At 72.2% G+C, this 14,014-nt stretch carries 10 protein-coding genes; 6 read left to right on the top strand and 4 right to left on the bottom strand.

All coding sequences use genetic code 11. The features are described 5' to 3' along the window. Positions 1 to 5: 5 nt before the first annotated feature. Complete coding sequence (locus ACZ4U1_RS11450; protein WP_467902220.1) at positions 6 to 1,028, top strand: DNA-3-methyladenine glycosylase family protein; 1,023 nt, start codon at positions 6 to 8, stop codon at positions 1,026 to 1,028. Between the two features lie 618 nt (positions 1,029 to 1,646). On the opposite strand, the gene manB is transcribed toward ACZ4U1_RS11450, so the two are convergent. Together manB and ACZ4U1_RS11440 are read right to left on the bottom strand one after the other, a co-directional pair. Beyond that, positions 1,647 to 2,729, bottom strand: a complete 1,083-nt coding sequence (gene manB, locus ACZ4U1_RS11445; protein WP_467902218.1) for a mannose-1-phosphate guanylyltransferase — start codon at positions 2,727 to 2,729, stop codon at positions 1,647 to 1,649. A 184-nt stretch (positions 2,730 to 2,913) separates the two neighbouring features. After that, positions 2,914 to 4,422, bottom strand: coding sequence for a peptidoglycan recognition protein family protein (locus ACZ4U1_RS11440; RefSeq protein WP_467902287.1), 1,509 nt, complete (start codon positions 4,420 to 4,422; stop codon positions 2,914 to 2,916). A gap of 111 nt (positions 4,423 to 4,533) precedes the next feature. On the opposite strand from ACZ4U1_RS11440, the gene ACZ4U1_RS11435 reads away from it, so the two are divergent. The 4 genes from ACZ4U1_RS11435 to ACZ4U1_RS11420 all read left to right on the top strand — a co-directional run bounded on the left by ACZ4U1_RS11435 (position 4,534) and on the right by ACZ4U1_RS11420 (position 10,347). Beyond that, entirely contained in the window at positions 4,534 to 5,289 is a 756-nt protein-coding gene (locus ACZ4U1_RS11435) for a TIGR03089 family protein (protein WP_467902216.1), read from the top strand. Between the two features lie 123 nt (positions 5,290 to 5,412). Continuing rightward, positions 5,413 to 6,600, top strand: a complete 1,188-nt coding sequence (locus ACZ4U1_RS11430; RefSeq protein WP_467902214.1) for an LCP family protein — start codon at positions 5,413 to 5,415, stop codon at positions 6,598 to 6,600. 239 nt (positions 6,601 to 6,839) lie between these two features. Next, the gene (locus ACZ4U1_RS11425) at positions 6,840 to 8,594 is read left to right on the top strand and encodes an LCP family protein (protein WP_467902213.1); all 1,755 of its coding nucleotides are present in this window, start codon (positions 6,840 to 6,842) and stop codon (positions 8,592 to 8,594) included. Between the two features lie 82 nt (positions 8,595 to 8,676). Next, entirely contained in the window at positions 8,677 to 10,347 is a 1,671-nt protein-coding gene (locus ACZ4U1_RS11420; RefSeq protein WP_467902211.1) for an LCP family protein, read from the top strand. A 61-nt stretch (positions 10,348 to 10,408) separates the two neighbouring features. On the opposite strand, the gene ACZ4U1_RS11415 is transcribed toward ACZ4U1_RS11420, so the two are convergent. Further along, positions 10,409 to 11,437 (bottom strand): glycosyltransferase family 2 protein, encoded by a 1,029-nt coding sequence (locus ACZ4U1_RS11415; RefSeq protein ID WP_467902209.1) that lies wholly within the window; start codon positions 11,435 to 11,437, stop codon positions 10,409 to 10,411. 128 nt (positions 11,438 to 11,565) lie between these two features. Between ACZ4U1_RS11415 and ACZ4U1_RS11410 the strand changes: the two genes are divergently transcribed. Next, positions 11,566 to 13,086 (top strand): LCP family protein, encoded by a 1,521-nt coding sequence (locus ACZ4U1_RS11410; RefSeq protein WP_467902207.1) that lies wholly within the window; start codon positions 11,566 to 11,568, stop codon positions 13,084 to 13,086. Between the two features lie 19 nt (positions 13,087 to 13,105). Here the strand turns inward: ACZ4U1_RS11410 and ACZ4U1_RS11405 are convergent, their stop codons facing one another. Next, positions 13,106 to 13,666, bottom strand: coding sequence for an acyl-CoA thioesterase (locus ACZ4U1_RS11405; protein ID WP_467902205.1), 561 nt, complete (start codon positions 13,664 to 13,666; stop codon positions 13,106 to 13,108). Positions 13,667 to 14,014: the final 348 nt, after the last annotated feature.

Here is a 14,014-nt window from a genome sequence, read left to right as displayed (position 1 = left end):
CATTCGTGGCAGGACGTTTCCCCCAGCGGCCCACGCGTACGACCGTGCGCGGCGGGCATGTCGCCGTACCCGCGGGGGCCGTCGGCGGGATACCGCGGCAGGCTTCGGCGCCCGCGCGGGTACGGCGGTGGGTGCCGGACGGGCCGCTGGACCTCGGACTGACCCTCGGGCCGCTGCGGCGCGGGCCCGCCGACCCGACGTTCCGGGCCACGGCGGACGGGTCCGTGTGGCGGGCCTGCCGTACGCCCGCCGGGCCGGGGACGCTGCGGGTGCGGGCCTACGGCGGTGAGGTGCTCGGGGAGGCGTGGGGGCCGGGTGCGGAGTGGCTGCTGGAGCAGTTGCCGGAACTGCTCGGTGCCGCCGACGAGCCCGAGGCGTTCGTGCCGCGGCACCGGGTGGTGGCGCTGGCGCGGCACCGGCGGCCGGGACTCAGGCTGACCCGGACCGGGCTGGTGCTGGAGTCGCTGATTCCGTCCGTGCTGGAGCAGAAGGTCACCACCGACGAGGCGTACCGGGCGTGGCGGCGGCTCGTACGGCGGTTCGGGGAGCCGGCGCCGGGGCCCGCGGGGGTGGGCGAACGGCCGATGTGGGTGATGCCGACGGCGCGGACCTGGGCGCTGATTCCGTCCTGGGAGTGGCATCGGGCCGGGGTGGACGACAAACGGGCGTCGACGATTCTGCGGGCCGTGCGGGTCGCTGCGCGGCTGGAGCAGGGTGTGGGGATGCCGGCGGTCGAGGCTCGGGCGCGGTTGGAGGTCGTGCCGGGGGTGGGGCCGTGGACGTCGGCGGAAGTGGTGCAGCGCAGTCATGGGGCGGCGGATGCGGTGACCGTCGGGGATCTGCATCTGCCGGGGATCGTGGGGTGGGCGCTGGCGGGGGACCGGGACGCCGACGACGCGGAGATGCTGCGGCTGCTGGAGCCGTATGCCGGGCAGCGGCATCGGGCGGCTCGGTTGATCCTGCTGAGCGGGTCCGTGCCGGGGCGGCGTGCGCCGAAGATGCGGCGGGTGGACATCGGGTTGCTGTGAGGCGCGGGGCGCTGCGCTGGGCTGGGCGGGGGCGGGTTCGCTCACCGGTGCTGACAGGTGCGGGGGGCTCTCGCTGGGCGGGGGTTGGAACGCTCGCCCGCGCTGACGGGGTGCCGCTGCGCCCACCCGTGCCGCCCCAGCGGCACGACTGCCCGCAGCTACGCGGGTTCGGCTGCGCGGCCGCCCGCGGCTACGACGGCAAGACAGCCCCGCTGCCGGGTGGGCGCCGCCCCAGCGGCACGGCTGCCCGCAGCTACGCCGGTTCGGCTGCGCGGCCGCGCGCAGCTACGACGGCAAGACAGCCCACTGCCGGATGGCCACTGCCCCAGCAGCACGCCCGCTCGCAGCTACGGCGGCGTGACTGCGGGCGGCTGCCGGCGCCCCGAAGGGGCGCGGGGAACTGCGCGAGCAACCCTCGACGGGCCGCGGACGGCTGACCGGGCGCGCATGGCAGACGCAGCGCGACATCTGACGGGCCGCGGACGGCTGACGGGCCGCACGTGGCAGAGGCGGCGCGACATCTGACGGGGCGCGGACGGCTGACCGGGCGCGCATCGCAGACGCAACGCGACACCTGACGGGGCGATGGGGGGCTGGGGGTGTGGCCCCCCGGGTGGGTTACTGGTCGGAGGAGAAGCGGACCGCTCCCGCCGGGATGCGGGCGTCGCACCAGACCCGGGCTCCCTGGAGGAGTTCGTTGTCGGCGCCCACGATCGCGCCGTCGCCGATGACCGTGCCGGTGAGGACGGAGCGTTCGCCGACGCGGGCGCGGGTGCCGATGAGGGAGTCGGTGATGACGGCGCCGGGTTCGATGACGGCGCCCGGGAGGATGGTGGAGCCGTAGATCCGCGCGCCCTGCGCCACGAACGCGCCCTCCCCCACCACCGTGCCGCCCGTCAGCTTCGCGTCCGGCGCCACCGTCGCCGTGGGGAGTACGAGGCGGTCGCCGCAGCGGCCGGGGACCGCCGGGGACGGGGCCCGGCCCAGGACCAGGTCGGCCGAGCCGCGGACGAAGGCGGCCGGGGTGCCGAGGTCCAGCCAGTAGGTGGAGTCGACCATGCCCTGCAGATGCGCGCCGGCGGCCAGCAGGCCGGGGAAGGTCTCGCGTTCCACCGAGACGGGACGGCCGGCCGGGATCATGTCGATCAGCGAGCGCCGGAAGACGTACGCCCCCGCGTTGATCTGGTCGGTGACGATCTCCTCCGGCGTCTGCGGCTTCTCCAGGAAGGCCAGGACGCGACCGGTGTCGTCGGTGGGGACGAGGCCGTAGGCACGCGGGTCCGTCACCTTCGTCAGGTGGAGCGAGACATCGGCGCCCGTCGACTCGTGGGTGTCCACCAGGGCCCTGATGTCCAGCCCCGTCAGGATGTCGCCGTTGAAGATCAGCACCGGGTCGTCGGGACCGGAGTGCAGACGGGAGGCGACGTTGCGGATGGCCCCGCCCGTGCCGAGGGGCTCCTCCTCCGTCACGTACTCGATGTGCAGGCCCAGCCCGGAGCCGTCGCCGAAGTACGGCTCGAAGACCTCGGCCAGATAGCTGGTCGCGAGGACGATGTGCTCGACGCCCGCCGCCCGCGCCCGGGCCAGCTGGTGGGTGAGGAACGGCACCCCGGCGGCCGGGACCATCGGCTTGGGCGTGTGCACCGTGAGCGGTCGCAGCCGGGTTCCTTTGCCGCCGACCAGGAGGATCGCTTCTGTCACCTGTCGTCTCTGCTTCCTGCCGGGACCGGCCGAACTACTCGTCGCACTCTTTTCGGCCGGTCAGTGTATGCAGACCGTGCGACGACGCCCTCGATGGCCGCGCGGTGTCCCGCGAGATCGACGTGCGGTTTCCCCCGAGCCGCCCCACCCGCCCTCCCGACGGCGGTGAACGCGGGCCCCCGCCTCAGCGCCCCTGGTACTTCGCCGCGCTGGTGCGGGCCGTGCCGAGCCTGGCGTAGAGCCGCTTGCCGGGGCACTCGGTGGCGAACCCGTCCCGATGGCCGGAGATCACGTTCAGTCGTACGTTCTTCCCCTTGGGGTAGAGATTGCCACCGCCCGACGTGAGGTATGTCTTTCCGCGCGGATCGACCCCATAGAGCCCAAGCTTCCACGCGGTGAGCCGGGCGACGGCCGTCACAGCGCCGCCCGGCGGCGTGCTCGCGGTGTACGTGCCGATCACGGCGATGCCCATGCTGTTCGTGTTGAACCCGAGGGTGTGCGCGCCGAGCACCGCCTTGGCGACGCCCCCGGCCCGGCCCTCGTAGAGGGTTCCGCACTTGTCCACGAGGAAGTTGTAGCCGATGTCCCGCCAGCCCATGCTCTTGACGTGGTAGCGGTAGATACTGCGGATGACGGAGGGGGCCTGGGCGCAGGTGTACGTGTTGCCCGTGGCGGTGTGGTGGACGAAGGCCGCCTTGATCCCCTTCGTGTAGACGAACCCGTGCTCGCGCAGTGACTCGTCCGCGCCCCAGCCCCGGCGCGTGACGATCCGCGGGCGCGGTCCGATGTACGGCTTCGCCCGCGCGGGGTCCTGGGGCCCGGACCCCTGGAGCCGGGCCAGCTCGCGTTCGGTGGCCCGCTGGTCCAGTTCGGGGATCGCGTAGGAGCCGAAGTCGGTGATGTCCGCGTTGGCGGCCGAGGCGGCGAGCGCGGCCTCGGTGTCCAGGGCGGTGCGGGGCGGGTCGTCGGCCGGCAGGTTCCCGGGCACCGCCTCCCCCGCCTCCGGCACCGCCTTCCCCTCCGCGATCTGCTCCGTCCGCTCCGTCTCCCCCGTGTCCCCGCCGGGATCGACCAGCTCCAGCCGCAACCCCGACGGCAGCGCGGACCGCGGCCCGCCCGCACGCGCCCCTCGGGTCTCCCCGGCGCCGTCCGCGCGCACCCGTACGTCCACGCCGTCCGAGTCGCCCACCCACAGCGGTGCGGTCGCCCCGCGCAGCCGCCGGGAGGAGCGTTCCGCCGTGCCCGCGTCGGCGCCGTGGTCGGCGTTGTGCGTCTCGACGTCCTCCCAGCCGGACCACTCCCCCGTCGCGGCGGACCGGGTGCGCACCCGCACTTGGCCGTGCAGCTCGGTGTCCGGGTCGTCCCAGACGACGCCGACCAGCGCGAACCGTGCGAGACCGGTGCGGTACAGGCCCTGCTCCGGGGCCGCGCCGAGGACGCGCTCCCGGGAGAGCGGGGCGAGCGGAAGCGACCGGGTGCTGCCGGGGACCGCGGACCCGGCCGGCGTACCGGCCGTCGCGGACGGGACCCGCGTACCCGCCGTCGCGGACGGGACCCGCGTACCCGCCGTCGCGGGCGGGGCCGGGGCGAGTGCGACGACCGCGGCGAGGGTGACGCCGATCGAGCAGGCGGCGAGCGGGGAGACGCCGGGGCAGGAGGTGAGGAATCCACGCATGTGCATGATCTTGGACATAGTCATACATATCTGTCCATCAGGAAACTGACGGTGTGTCGGGAAACGTTCCGCCGAACCGGTGGCACCGCCACCCGCCGCGCGCGCCCGCCCGCGCGTACCCTGTCCCGGGTGAACGCCACCGATCGCACCCCTGCCGACCTGCTGACTTCCGCGCTCGCCGCGGACCCCGGCCGCCCGCTGGTGACCTTCTACGACGACGCCACGGGCGAACGTGTCGAACTGTCCGTGGCCACCTTCGCCAATTGGGTGGCCAAGACCGCGAACCTCCTCCAGGGCGACCTCTCCGCCGGGCCCGGCGACCGGGTCGCGCTGCTGCTGCCCGCGCACTGGCAGACGGCGGTGTGGCTGCTGGCCTGCTCCTCGGTGGGCGCGGTCGCGGACGTCGCCGGGGATCCGGCGGCGGCCGACGTCGTGGTGAGCGGGCCGGACGCGCTGGACGCCGCGCGCGCCTGCACCGGCGAGCGGGTGGCGCTGGCGCTGCGGCCGCTGGGCGGGCGGTTCCCGCAGACGCCGGAGGGCTTCCTCGACTACGCCGTGGAGGTGCCGGGGCAGGGTGACCGGTTCGCCCCGTTCGCCCCGGTGGATCCGGAGGAGCCGGCGCTCATCGTCGCCGGGCGGGAGTTCAGCGGCACGGAGGTCGTGGAGCGGGCCTCCGCCCAGGCGGCTTCGCTGGACCTGACGGGGCCCGGGTCGAGGCTGCTGTCCGGACTGCCGTACGACACCTGGGAGGGGCTGAGCGCGGGGCTGTTCTCGCCCCTGGCCGTGGGCGGATCCGTGGTGCTGTGCCGGAATCTCGACCGGCTGGACGAGGAAGGCCTCGCCAAGCGGATCGAGAGCGAGAGGGTGACGGCGGTACGACGGTAAGCCCGACGGCACGGACGCCGGTCCCCCGTTCGGAGTAGCAAAGGGCGCTCCCGGGCCCCCTCCCCCGCCATCGTCGTAAGTGCAGGACGCGACGTTCGTACGCCATGAGGGGATGGCCCCACCGTGACCGACACCGCAGGCAGGCCCCTCGGTCCCGGTCCGGGAGCGGGGGCCTCGGCCACCGGCGACGGGCTGATGCGGCGTCGTCAGCGGCGTTGGCTGCACGGCTGCGCGCTGGGGGCGGCCGTAGTCCTCGTCGCGGCCGCCGGTGCCGGCTGGGCCGTGTACGCCAAGCTCAGCGCCAACATCACCGCGGACGACGCCGCTGCCGCCGAACTCGCCCGGTACGAGAGGGAGCGGCCCACCGCGCTGGTGAAGGACGCGCAGAACATCCTGCTGATCGGGTCCGACACCCGGGCCGGGGACGGCAACGCCAAGTACGGCAGGGACCTCGGCAGCGAGCGGTCGGACACCACGATCCTGCTGCACCTGGCCGCCGACCGGCACAGCGCCACCGCCGTCTCGCTGCCCCGGGACCTGATGGTCGACATCCCGGGCTGCCGGCAGGCGGACGGCAGGCGCAGCGACCCGGTGTTCGCGATGTTCAACCATGCCTTCCAGGTGGGCGGTTCGGCGTGCACGATCCGGACCGTCGAGAAGCTGACCGGCATCCGCGTCGACCACCACATGGTCGTGGACTTCCACGGGTTCAAGGAGATGGTGGACGCCGTCGACGGCGTCGAGGTGTGCCTGAAGGAGCCCATCGACGACAAGGCGGCGAAGCTGCGGCTGCCCGCGGGGAGGGTCACGCTCGACGGGGAGCAGGCGCTCGGGTTCGTACGGGCCCGCAAGTCGCTCGGCAACGGCAGCGACACCGAACGGATGGAGCGGCAGCAGCGCTTCCTCGGCGCGCTCGTCAACAAGGTGCAGAGCAACGACGTCCTGCTGAACCCGGTGAAGCTGTACCCGGTGCTGGACGCGGCGACCTCCGCGCTGACCACCGATCCGGAACTTGCCAGTCTGCGTGGCTTGTACCAGTTGGTGCGCGGACTGCGCGACATCCCCACCGAACGCACCCAGTTCCTCACGGTGCCGAGGGAGTCGTACGTCTACGACGCCAACCGTGACCAACTCGTGGAGCCGGAGGCCGAGAAGCTGTTCGCACGGCTGCGGGACGACCAGCCGGTGGTGGTGAGCCAGGAGAATTCACAGAAAGTTCCCGGCGGCGACACAGGGACGGGCGGCCCGGACGGCCCTTCGCCCGCGCCGACGTTTCGCGGGAACACCGCCGCCGAGCAGACCTGTGCGTAGGCGCGCGGCCTGAAGGAAGAACTTCCGTTCAGAAAATGAGGGGGATTGCCCGGTTGTAGGCAGGTGGAATTTGTCACCGGCGTCGCTCGACGCTGAACTGGGCGGATAGTGTGAGCGGTCCGGTGCACCTGGCCGCGAGGTCCGACGGGCTTAGTCGGGGCCGTGCACTGATTCACCGAGACCCGAGCGCCTTGGAGGGGGAAGGCGCCGCGTGGCCCCGACGGAGGATTCGGACAACCGTGGACGCGCAAGGCCGTGGGCGGGCGGACAACATCGACCCCGCAGACCAGTGGGTACTCAATCCGAACACCGGCGAATACGAACTGCGACTGAGCCCTTCCGCAGCGCAGTCGCCGGTTCCCGGACCGCGCAGACCGTCCTCCCGGGACGGTGGTGCGACGGGCGGGCGTACGCGGCGGCCGGCCGGGGAGAGCCGGCAGCCGTCCCGCGCGCGCGGCGCCGAGGTGCCGGCACCGCGCTCGGCCCGGCGCCGCGGTGCCGAGCCCGAGGCGCCGCAGGGGCGGCGCGCGTCCCGGCGGCCGGTGAAGAAGAAGTCGACGGCGAAGAAGATACTGCTGTGGACCGGCGGGTCCATGGCCTTCGTCCTGGTCGCCGTGACGGCCGCCGGCTACCTCTACATCAAGCACCTGAACGACAACATCACGTCCGTGTCCGACGACGGCGCCAGCACCGGCGGCTTCCGCAAGGACGAGGCGATCAACATCCTGCTGATCGGCACGGACAAGCGCACCGGCAAGGGCAACGAGGGCTACGGCGACTCGGGCAGCGTCGGCCACGCCGACACCACGATCCTGCTGCACGTCTCCAAGGACCGGTCCAACGCGACCGCGCTGAGCATCCCGCGTGACCTGATCGTGGACATCCCGGACTGCCCGACGCAGCAGGAGGACGGCAGCCAGAAGGTCATCCCGGGCTCCGAGGGCGTCCGCTTCAACACGAGCCTCGGGCAGGACGACCGTACGCCGAGCTGCACCATGCGCACGGTGACCGAGCTGACCGGGATCAAGCCGGACGACTTCATGGTGGCCGACTTCAACGCGGTCAAGACGCTGACCGAGGCGGTCGGCGGGGTCGAGGTGTGCCTGGCCAAGGACATCGACGACAAGGACTCGCACCTGAAGCTGTCCGAGGGCACGCACAACATCTCGGGTGAGCAGGCGCTGGCGTTCGTGCGCACCCGGCACTCCGTCGGCTTCGGCGGCGACCTGAGCCGGATCGGGCTCCAGCAGCAGTTCCTGAGCGCGCTGATGCGCAAGCTGAAGGGGAACGACACGCTCAGCAGCCCGACGAAGATGGTGAAGCTGGCGGAGGCGGGCACCAAGGCGCTGACCGTGGACGACAAGCTGGACAGCATCGGCAAACTGAAGGACCTGGGTCTGGAGCTGGGCAAGCTCAACCCGAAGAACCTGACCTTCACCACGGTGCCGGTGGTGGACAACCCGGCGGAGAAGGTCAAGAGCACGGTCGTGCTCAACGAGTCGAAGGCCCCGGCGGTCTTCGACGCCATCAAGAACGACGTCTCCTTCACCGACGTGAAGAAGAAGCAGAAGGCGGCGAAGGACGCGCAGGCCGCCCGGCTCAAGGGCTCCAAGGCGCCGGCCTCCGAGGTGCGGGTGCGCATCCTCAACGGCGGGGCCGCGGCCGGCAGCGCGCAGGCGGTGCTGAGCTGGCTGCAGAACGACGAGGGCGTGACCAAGTCGGAGAACGCGGGCAACGCGCCCGCCCAGTTGAGCAGGACCACGCTGGAGTACGCGCCCGACCAGGCGGCCCAGGCGCGCCGGCTGGCGGCGATCATGGGCCTGTCCGGGGCCGCGCTGAAACCGGGCAAGAGCGTGACCAACTCCCAGGGGCTGCCGGCGATGACGCTGACCCTGGGCAAGGACTTCAAGGGTGCGGGGGTCTCCCTCACACCGTCGGCCAAGGCTCCGGACGTCGACAAGTCCACGGCGGACAAGGTGAAGTGCGCCTCGTAGGTAACCCAAGGGGCCCGTCGTGCGTCTAACCCGACGCGGGACGGGCCCGTTGCTTGGCGCAAGGGTGGGGAGGGCAGGGAGTTTGGCGCAGAGCGAGGTGCGCGGGGAGGCTCCGGCGGTCGAGGACACGATGTCGCTCACGCCGACGACCACGGACGCGCCGGCGCGGTCCGGCCGACGCGGGCGCGGAGGCGGGCGCGGCGGCGGGCGGCGGGCAGGCGGTCCCAAGGTCGACCGACGACGGCGCAGACGGCGCGTGCTGCGCTGGTCGGCGACCGTGCTGGCGGTGGTGATACTCGGCACCGCGGGCGCCGGATATCTGTACTACCAGCATCTCAACAGCAACATCCAGAAGGGCAAGCGCGCCAACGGCGACGACTCCAAGGCGCACCGGACGGCTCCCAACGCGGCCGGCCAGACCCCGCTCAACATCCTGCTGATCGGCTCCGACAGCCGGAACTCCAAGGAGAACCTGAAGCTCGGCGGCAGCAGGGACCACGTCGGCGACCCGCCGCTCGCGGACGTGCAGATGCTCATCCACCTCTCGGCGGACCGCAAGAGCGCCGCCATGGTGAGCATCCCACGGGACACCCGGGTGGACATCCCCAAGTGCACGGACCCCGAGACCGGCAAGGTCTATCCGCCGACGAACGACATCATCAACGTCACCCTGGCCCGCGGCGGGGCCGGCTGCACGCTGCTCACCTGGGAGAACCTCACCGGGGTCTACATCGACCACTGGATGACGATCGACTTCGCGGGCGTGGTGAGCATGGCCGACGCCATCGGCGGTGTCGAGGTCTGCGTGAACCAGAACGTCTGGGACCGCTCGACGGCCAGTCAGCGCGGCGGCTCGGGGCTGAAGCTGAAGGCCGGACGGCAGAAGGTCTACGGCGAGGACGCCCTGAAGTGGCTGCGCACCCGGCACGCCTGGGGCAGCGACCTGATGCGGGCCCGCGCCCAGCACATGTACCTGAACTCGATGGTCCGCACGCTGAAGCAGCAGAACGTGTTCACGGACACCGGCCGGCTGATGGACCTGGCCGAGGCGGCCACCAAGTCCCTGAAGGTCTCCGAGGAGGTCGCCACCGTCAAGAAGCTGTACGGCCTGGGCATGCAGATGAAGTCGGTCCCGACCGACCGCGTCACCAGTGTGACGATGCCCAACATCCCGGATCCGAAGGACCCGGGCAACCACGTCGTGCCGGACGAGGCCAAGGCCGACAAGCTGTGGAAGATGCTCCAGGACGACGTGGCGTTCGACAAGAACGGCGGGAAGTCCGACGGGAAGAAGGACTCGGACAAGGACGAGCCGTCGAAGAAGCCCTCGCTCGACGCGGCCCGGCTCGGGGTGCTGGTGCAGAACGCCACCCGCACCTCCACCGAGGCCGCGGTGCAGCAGCGGGCCTCGGCGATCGGCCAGGAGCTGGTGCGGAAGGGCTACGCCCGGGCGCAGGCCGACACCTCGGGGAGCCTCGCCGAGGACAAGACGGTCGTGCGGTATCCGAGCGCGGACCTGGAGGGTGACGCGCAGGCCGTCGCCAAGGCGCTCGGGATCCCGATGAGCCAGGTGCAGAAGTCGACCGACGTGTCGGGGGTCACGGTCGTCGTCGGCGCGGACTGGCGCACGGGCAGCGCCTACCCCAAGCCGTCGAAGCCGAAGGCGGGCGACCTGCCCGACGGCACCGACGCGGTCAACGCCTCCGACAAGGGGGACTGCATGGACGTGTACAAGCCCTACCAGTGGCACTGACGGACCGGCGTACGCCGAAGGGCCCCTCCTCGGTCCGAGGAGGGGCCCTTCGCGGCTCCCGTCAGACGGTGTCGAGGACCGCGGGCCGCCGGGAGGCGATGACCTTCCTCGCCAGGGACTTGGGGCTGGTCAGGAAGCCCCAGCCCCAGGACATGTGCATGGTGGCGAGGGCCACCGGGATCTGCAGCCGGGCCTTCAGCGGCAGCCCCTTGCCGGCCGGGACGGAGCCCGCGGCGATCGCGGCCAGATAGCCGCCCGGGATCACCAGGCCCCACGGGGTCAGCGCCGCGCCGACGACCAGGCCCGCCGCTATCGCGCACACCGCCGTCGGAGGGGCGAGGTAGCGCAGGTTGATGGAGCCGGAGTGGTAGCGGGCGACGACGTGCCGCCAGCGGCCGTAGTCCTTGTACTGCTTGGCCAGCGCCCGCACCGACGGCCGCGGCCGGTACGACACCCTCAGCTCCGGCGAGAACCAGATGAGCCCGCCCGCCTCACGGATCCGGAAGTTCAGCTCCCAGTCCTGGGCGCGGATGAACTCCTCGTTGTAGCCGCCCTGCTGCTCCAGCGCCTCGCGGCGGAAGACGCCCAGGTAGACCGTCTCGGCGGGGCCCGCCTGGCCGCCGGTGTGGAAGGCCGCGTTGCCGACGCCGATCTTCGAGGTCATCGCGGCGGCCACCGCGTGCTCCCAGTCGTTCTCGCCCTCGGCGTGCATGATGCCGCCGACGTTCTGCGCGCCGGTCTCCTCCAGGAGACGCACGGCGGTCGCTATGTAGTTCGGCGAGAGCATGCCGTGGCCGTCGACCCGGACCACGATGGGGTGCCGGGACGCCTTGATCGCCGCGTTCAGCGCGGCCGGGGTGCGGCCGGTCGGGTTGGGCACGGTGTGCACGCGCGGGTCTTCACGGACCAGCTCGGCGGCGATCTCGTCCGTGCGGTCCGTGGACGGACCGAGGGCGATCACGACCTCCATCTCGCCGGCGTACTCCTGCGCGAGGATCGCTTCGACGGCCCCGCGCAGGTGCCGCTCCTCGTTGAGGACGGGCATGATCACTGACACGGCGGGGAGCCGCACGTCGGGCTTGGCGTTCATAGGAGCCTCACGTTACCGCGAACGGGGGACACGGATGCGCGCCGCCGGGCCTGCGGCGCGGGCTGGAGATCGTATCGGCCTACTGTGCTCACGGATCCCACGCACGGCCTCGTCCGGAGGTGTCCTCCTTGCCCAGCCCGCCCCGGTCCCCCTCCCCCACTGGCAAGAGCGCGGCAGGCGCCCCCAGGCCGCGGCGCCGCCCGCAGCCGCCCCGCCGGGTGCCGCGCCCGCCCGAGCGGCCGGTGCGGTCCGTCCGGCCGCCGCGGCGGCCGCGCTGGGCCATGCGGGCGGTCACCACGCTGTCGGTCGTGGTGCTCGCCTCCGCCGGGATCGGGCACGCGGTCGTCACCAGCCTGGACGCGGGCATCGCCCGGATCGACGCCTTCAAGGACATGAAGAACCGGCCCCAGGCCGGCCACGGCATGAACCTGCTGCTGGTCGGCACCGACGGCCGCGACAAGATCAGCGAGCGGGACCGGCGCGCCTACCGGCTGGGCGGGCAGCCCTGCCACTGCACCGACACCATGATGATCGTGCACATCTCGGAGGACCGGGAGCGGGCCACCGTGGTGAGCCTGCCGCGCGACTCCTACGCCGAGATGCCCGCGCACGTCGACCAGAACTCCGGGCGGCGGCACGGCCCGCACCCGGTCAAGCTCAACGCGGCCTACGCCGAGGGCGGCCCCCAGCTGACCATCCGCACCGTCGAGAACATGACCCACGTGAAGATCGACCACTATCTGGAGGTCGACTTCACCAGCTTCATGAGGACCGTGGACGTGCTCGGCGGGGTCCGGGTGTGCACGCCGACGCCGCTGAAGGACAAGTACACCGGGCTCGACCTCGCGCCCGGCACGTACACCCTGCGGGGCGGGCAGGCGCTGCAGTACGTGCGGGCCCGGCACCTCGACGGCGCCAGCGACCTGGGGCGGATGAAGCGGCAGCAGCGGTTCCTGGCCGCGCTGCTCGACAAGGCGACCTCTTCCGGGGTGCTGCTGAACCCGATGCGGTTCCGGGACGTGACCCGGGCGGTGCTCGGCTCGGTCCGCGCCGACGCGGGCTTCGGCACCGACGAGCTGCTCGACCTCGGCCGGGCGATGCGGAACTTCGCGCCGTCCTCGTCCGAGTTCACCACCGTCCCCATCGGACAGATGAACTTCCAGGTCAAGGGCATCGGCTCGACCCTGAAGTGGGACCCGGCCAAGTCGGAGCAGCTGTTCCGGTCGCTGCGCGACGACAAGCCGCTCAGCGTGGACCGGCCGCACCGCGACCCGGCCCGGGTCCCGGTGCCGGTCGAGGTGGCCCCGGACACCATCCGGGTCCAGGTGGCGAACGGCACCGGGACGATCGGGCTGGCCAAGCGGGTCGACGCGGCGCTCGCGGCGACCGGCTTCGCCACCACTCGCCGGCCGGTGACCGCGCCCGCCCATGTGCCGCGCACGGTGATCTTCTACGACCCCCGCTGGGACCGCTCGGCCCGCTCCCTGGCCGCGGCCCTGCCGGGCAGCGAGCTGCGGGCGGTGCCGGGGCAGGGGCCGCTGCTGAAGGTCACGGCGGGCGCGGATTTCAAGAACGTACGGAAGGTACGGTTCGAGGATCCGGCACAGCCGGAGGAGAGCGTGGTGCGGGGCAACGAGGTGGTCTGCTGAGGGACCGCTCCGCAACCCCCTAGTCCTCGAAGCCTTCCGCCGCCCTCTTCTCCCGCAGTTCCCTGATCGCCCGGCGGCGGGCCAGGCGGTGGGTGCGGCGGATCTGGGCCTCCTGGTAGCGGCGGCGGTCGCGGTCGGTCTCCGGTATGACCGGCGGCACGCGGCGCGGCTTGCCGTCGGCGTCGACGGCCGCGAAGACCAGGTAGGCCGAGCCGACCTGGGTGGCCGGGTTCGACTCGTTCCAGCGCTCGGCGAGGACCCGGACGCCGATCTCCATGGAGGTCCGGCCGGTCCAGTTCACCTGCGCCTTGACGTGGACCAGGTCACCGACGCGGACCGGCTCGAGGAACGCCATCTCGTCCATGGACGCGGTGACGGCGGGACCGCCGGAGTGCCGGCCGGCCACCGCGCCCGCCGCGTCGTCGACCAGCTTCATGATCACCCCGCCGTGCACCGTCCCCAGCAGGTTGGTGTCGCTGTGGGTCATGATGTGGCTGAGGGTGGTGCGCGAAGCGGACGTGGGCTTGCCCGGGATGTCCGGTTCCATGTCCGGATCCCTGTCCGTGGCCTGGTCTGTCATGCCCTCCACCCTATGCCGACGGCGCATTCGCGGAATTTGTGTCGGGTTCGCAACAGCGGGGCCCTGATTTTCCGACATCCCTTGTCGAGCACATATCGGCGCCCTGCACACTGGGGCGCATGAATGACTGGCCCGAGGGATGGTCCGACGACAACCGCGGCCCGCGCTACGGACGCGGCAGTGCCGGCGCGCAGCCGGAGAGTGCCCGCGTGATGCGTCAGGTGCGGCGGGGGGGGGGGGGGGGGGCGGGGGGGGGGTGGGCGGGGGGCGAACAAGGATCAGCGGAGACGCCACGAAGAGGAGGGGGAGCGCAGCCGAAGCCTTCTGTCTGCCACAAGAGAAAGAAGA

The sequence above is a fragment of the Streptomyces sp. NPDC028928 genome, from assembly GCF_055564915.1.
The sequence above is the reverse complement of the archived record's forward strand: the minus strand, read 5'-3'. Positions and strand labels throughout refer to the sequence as shown.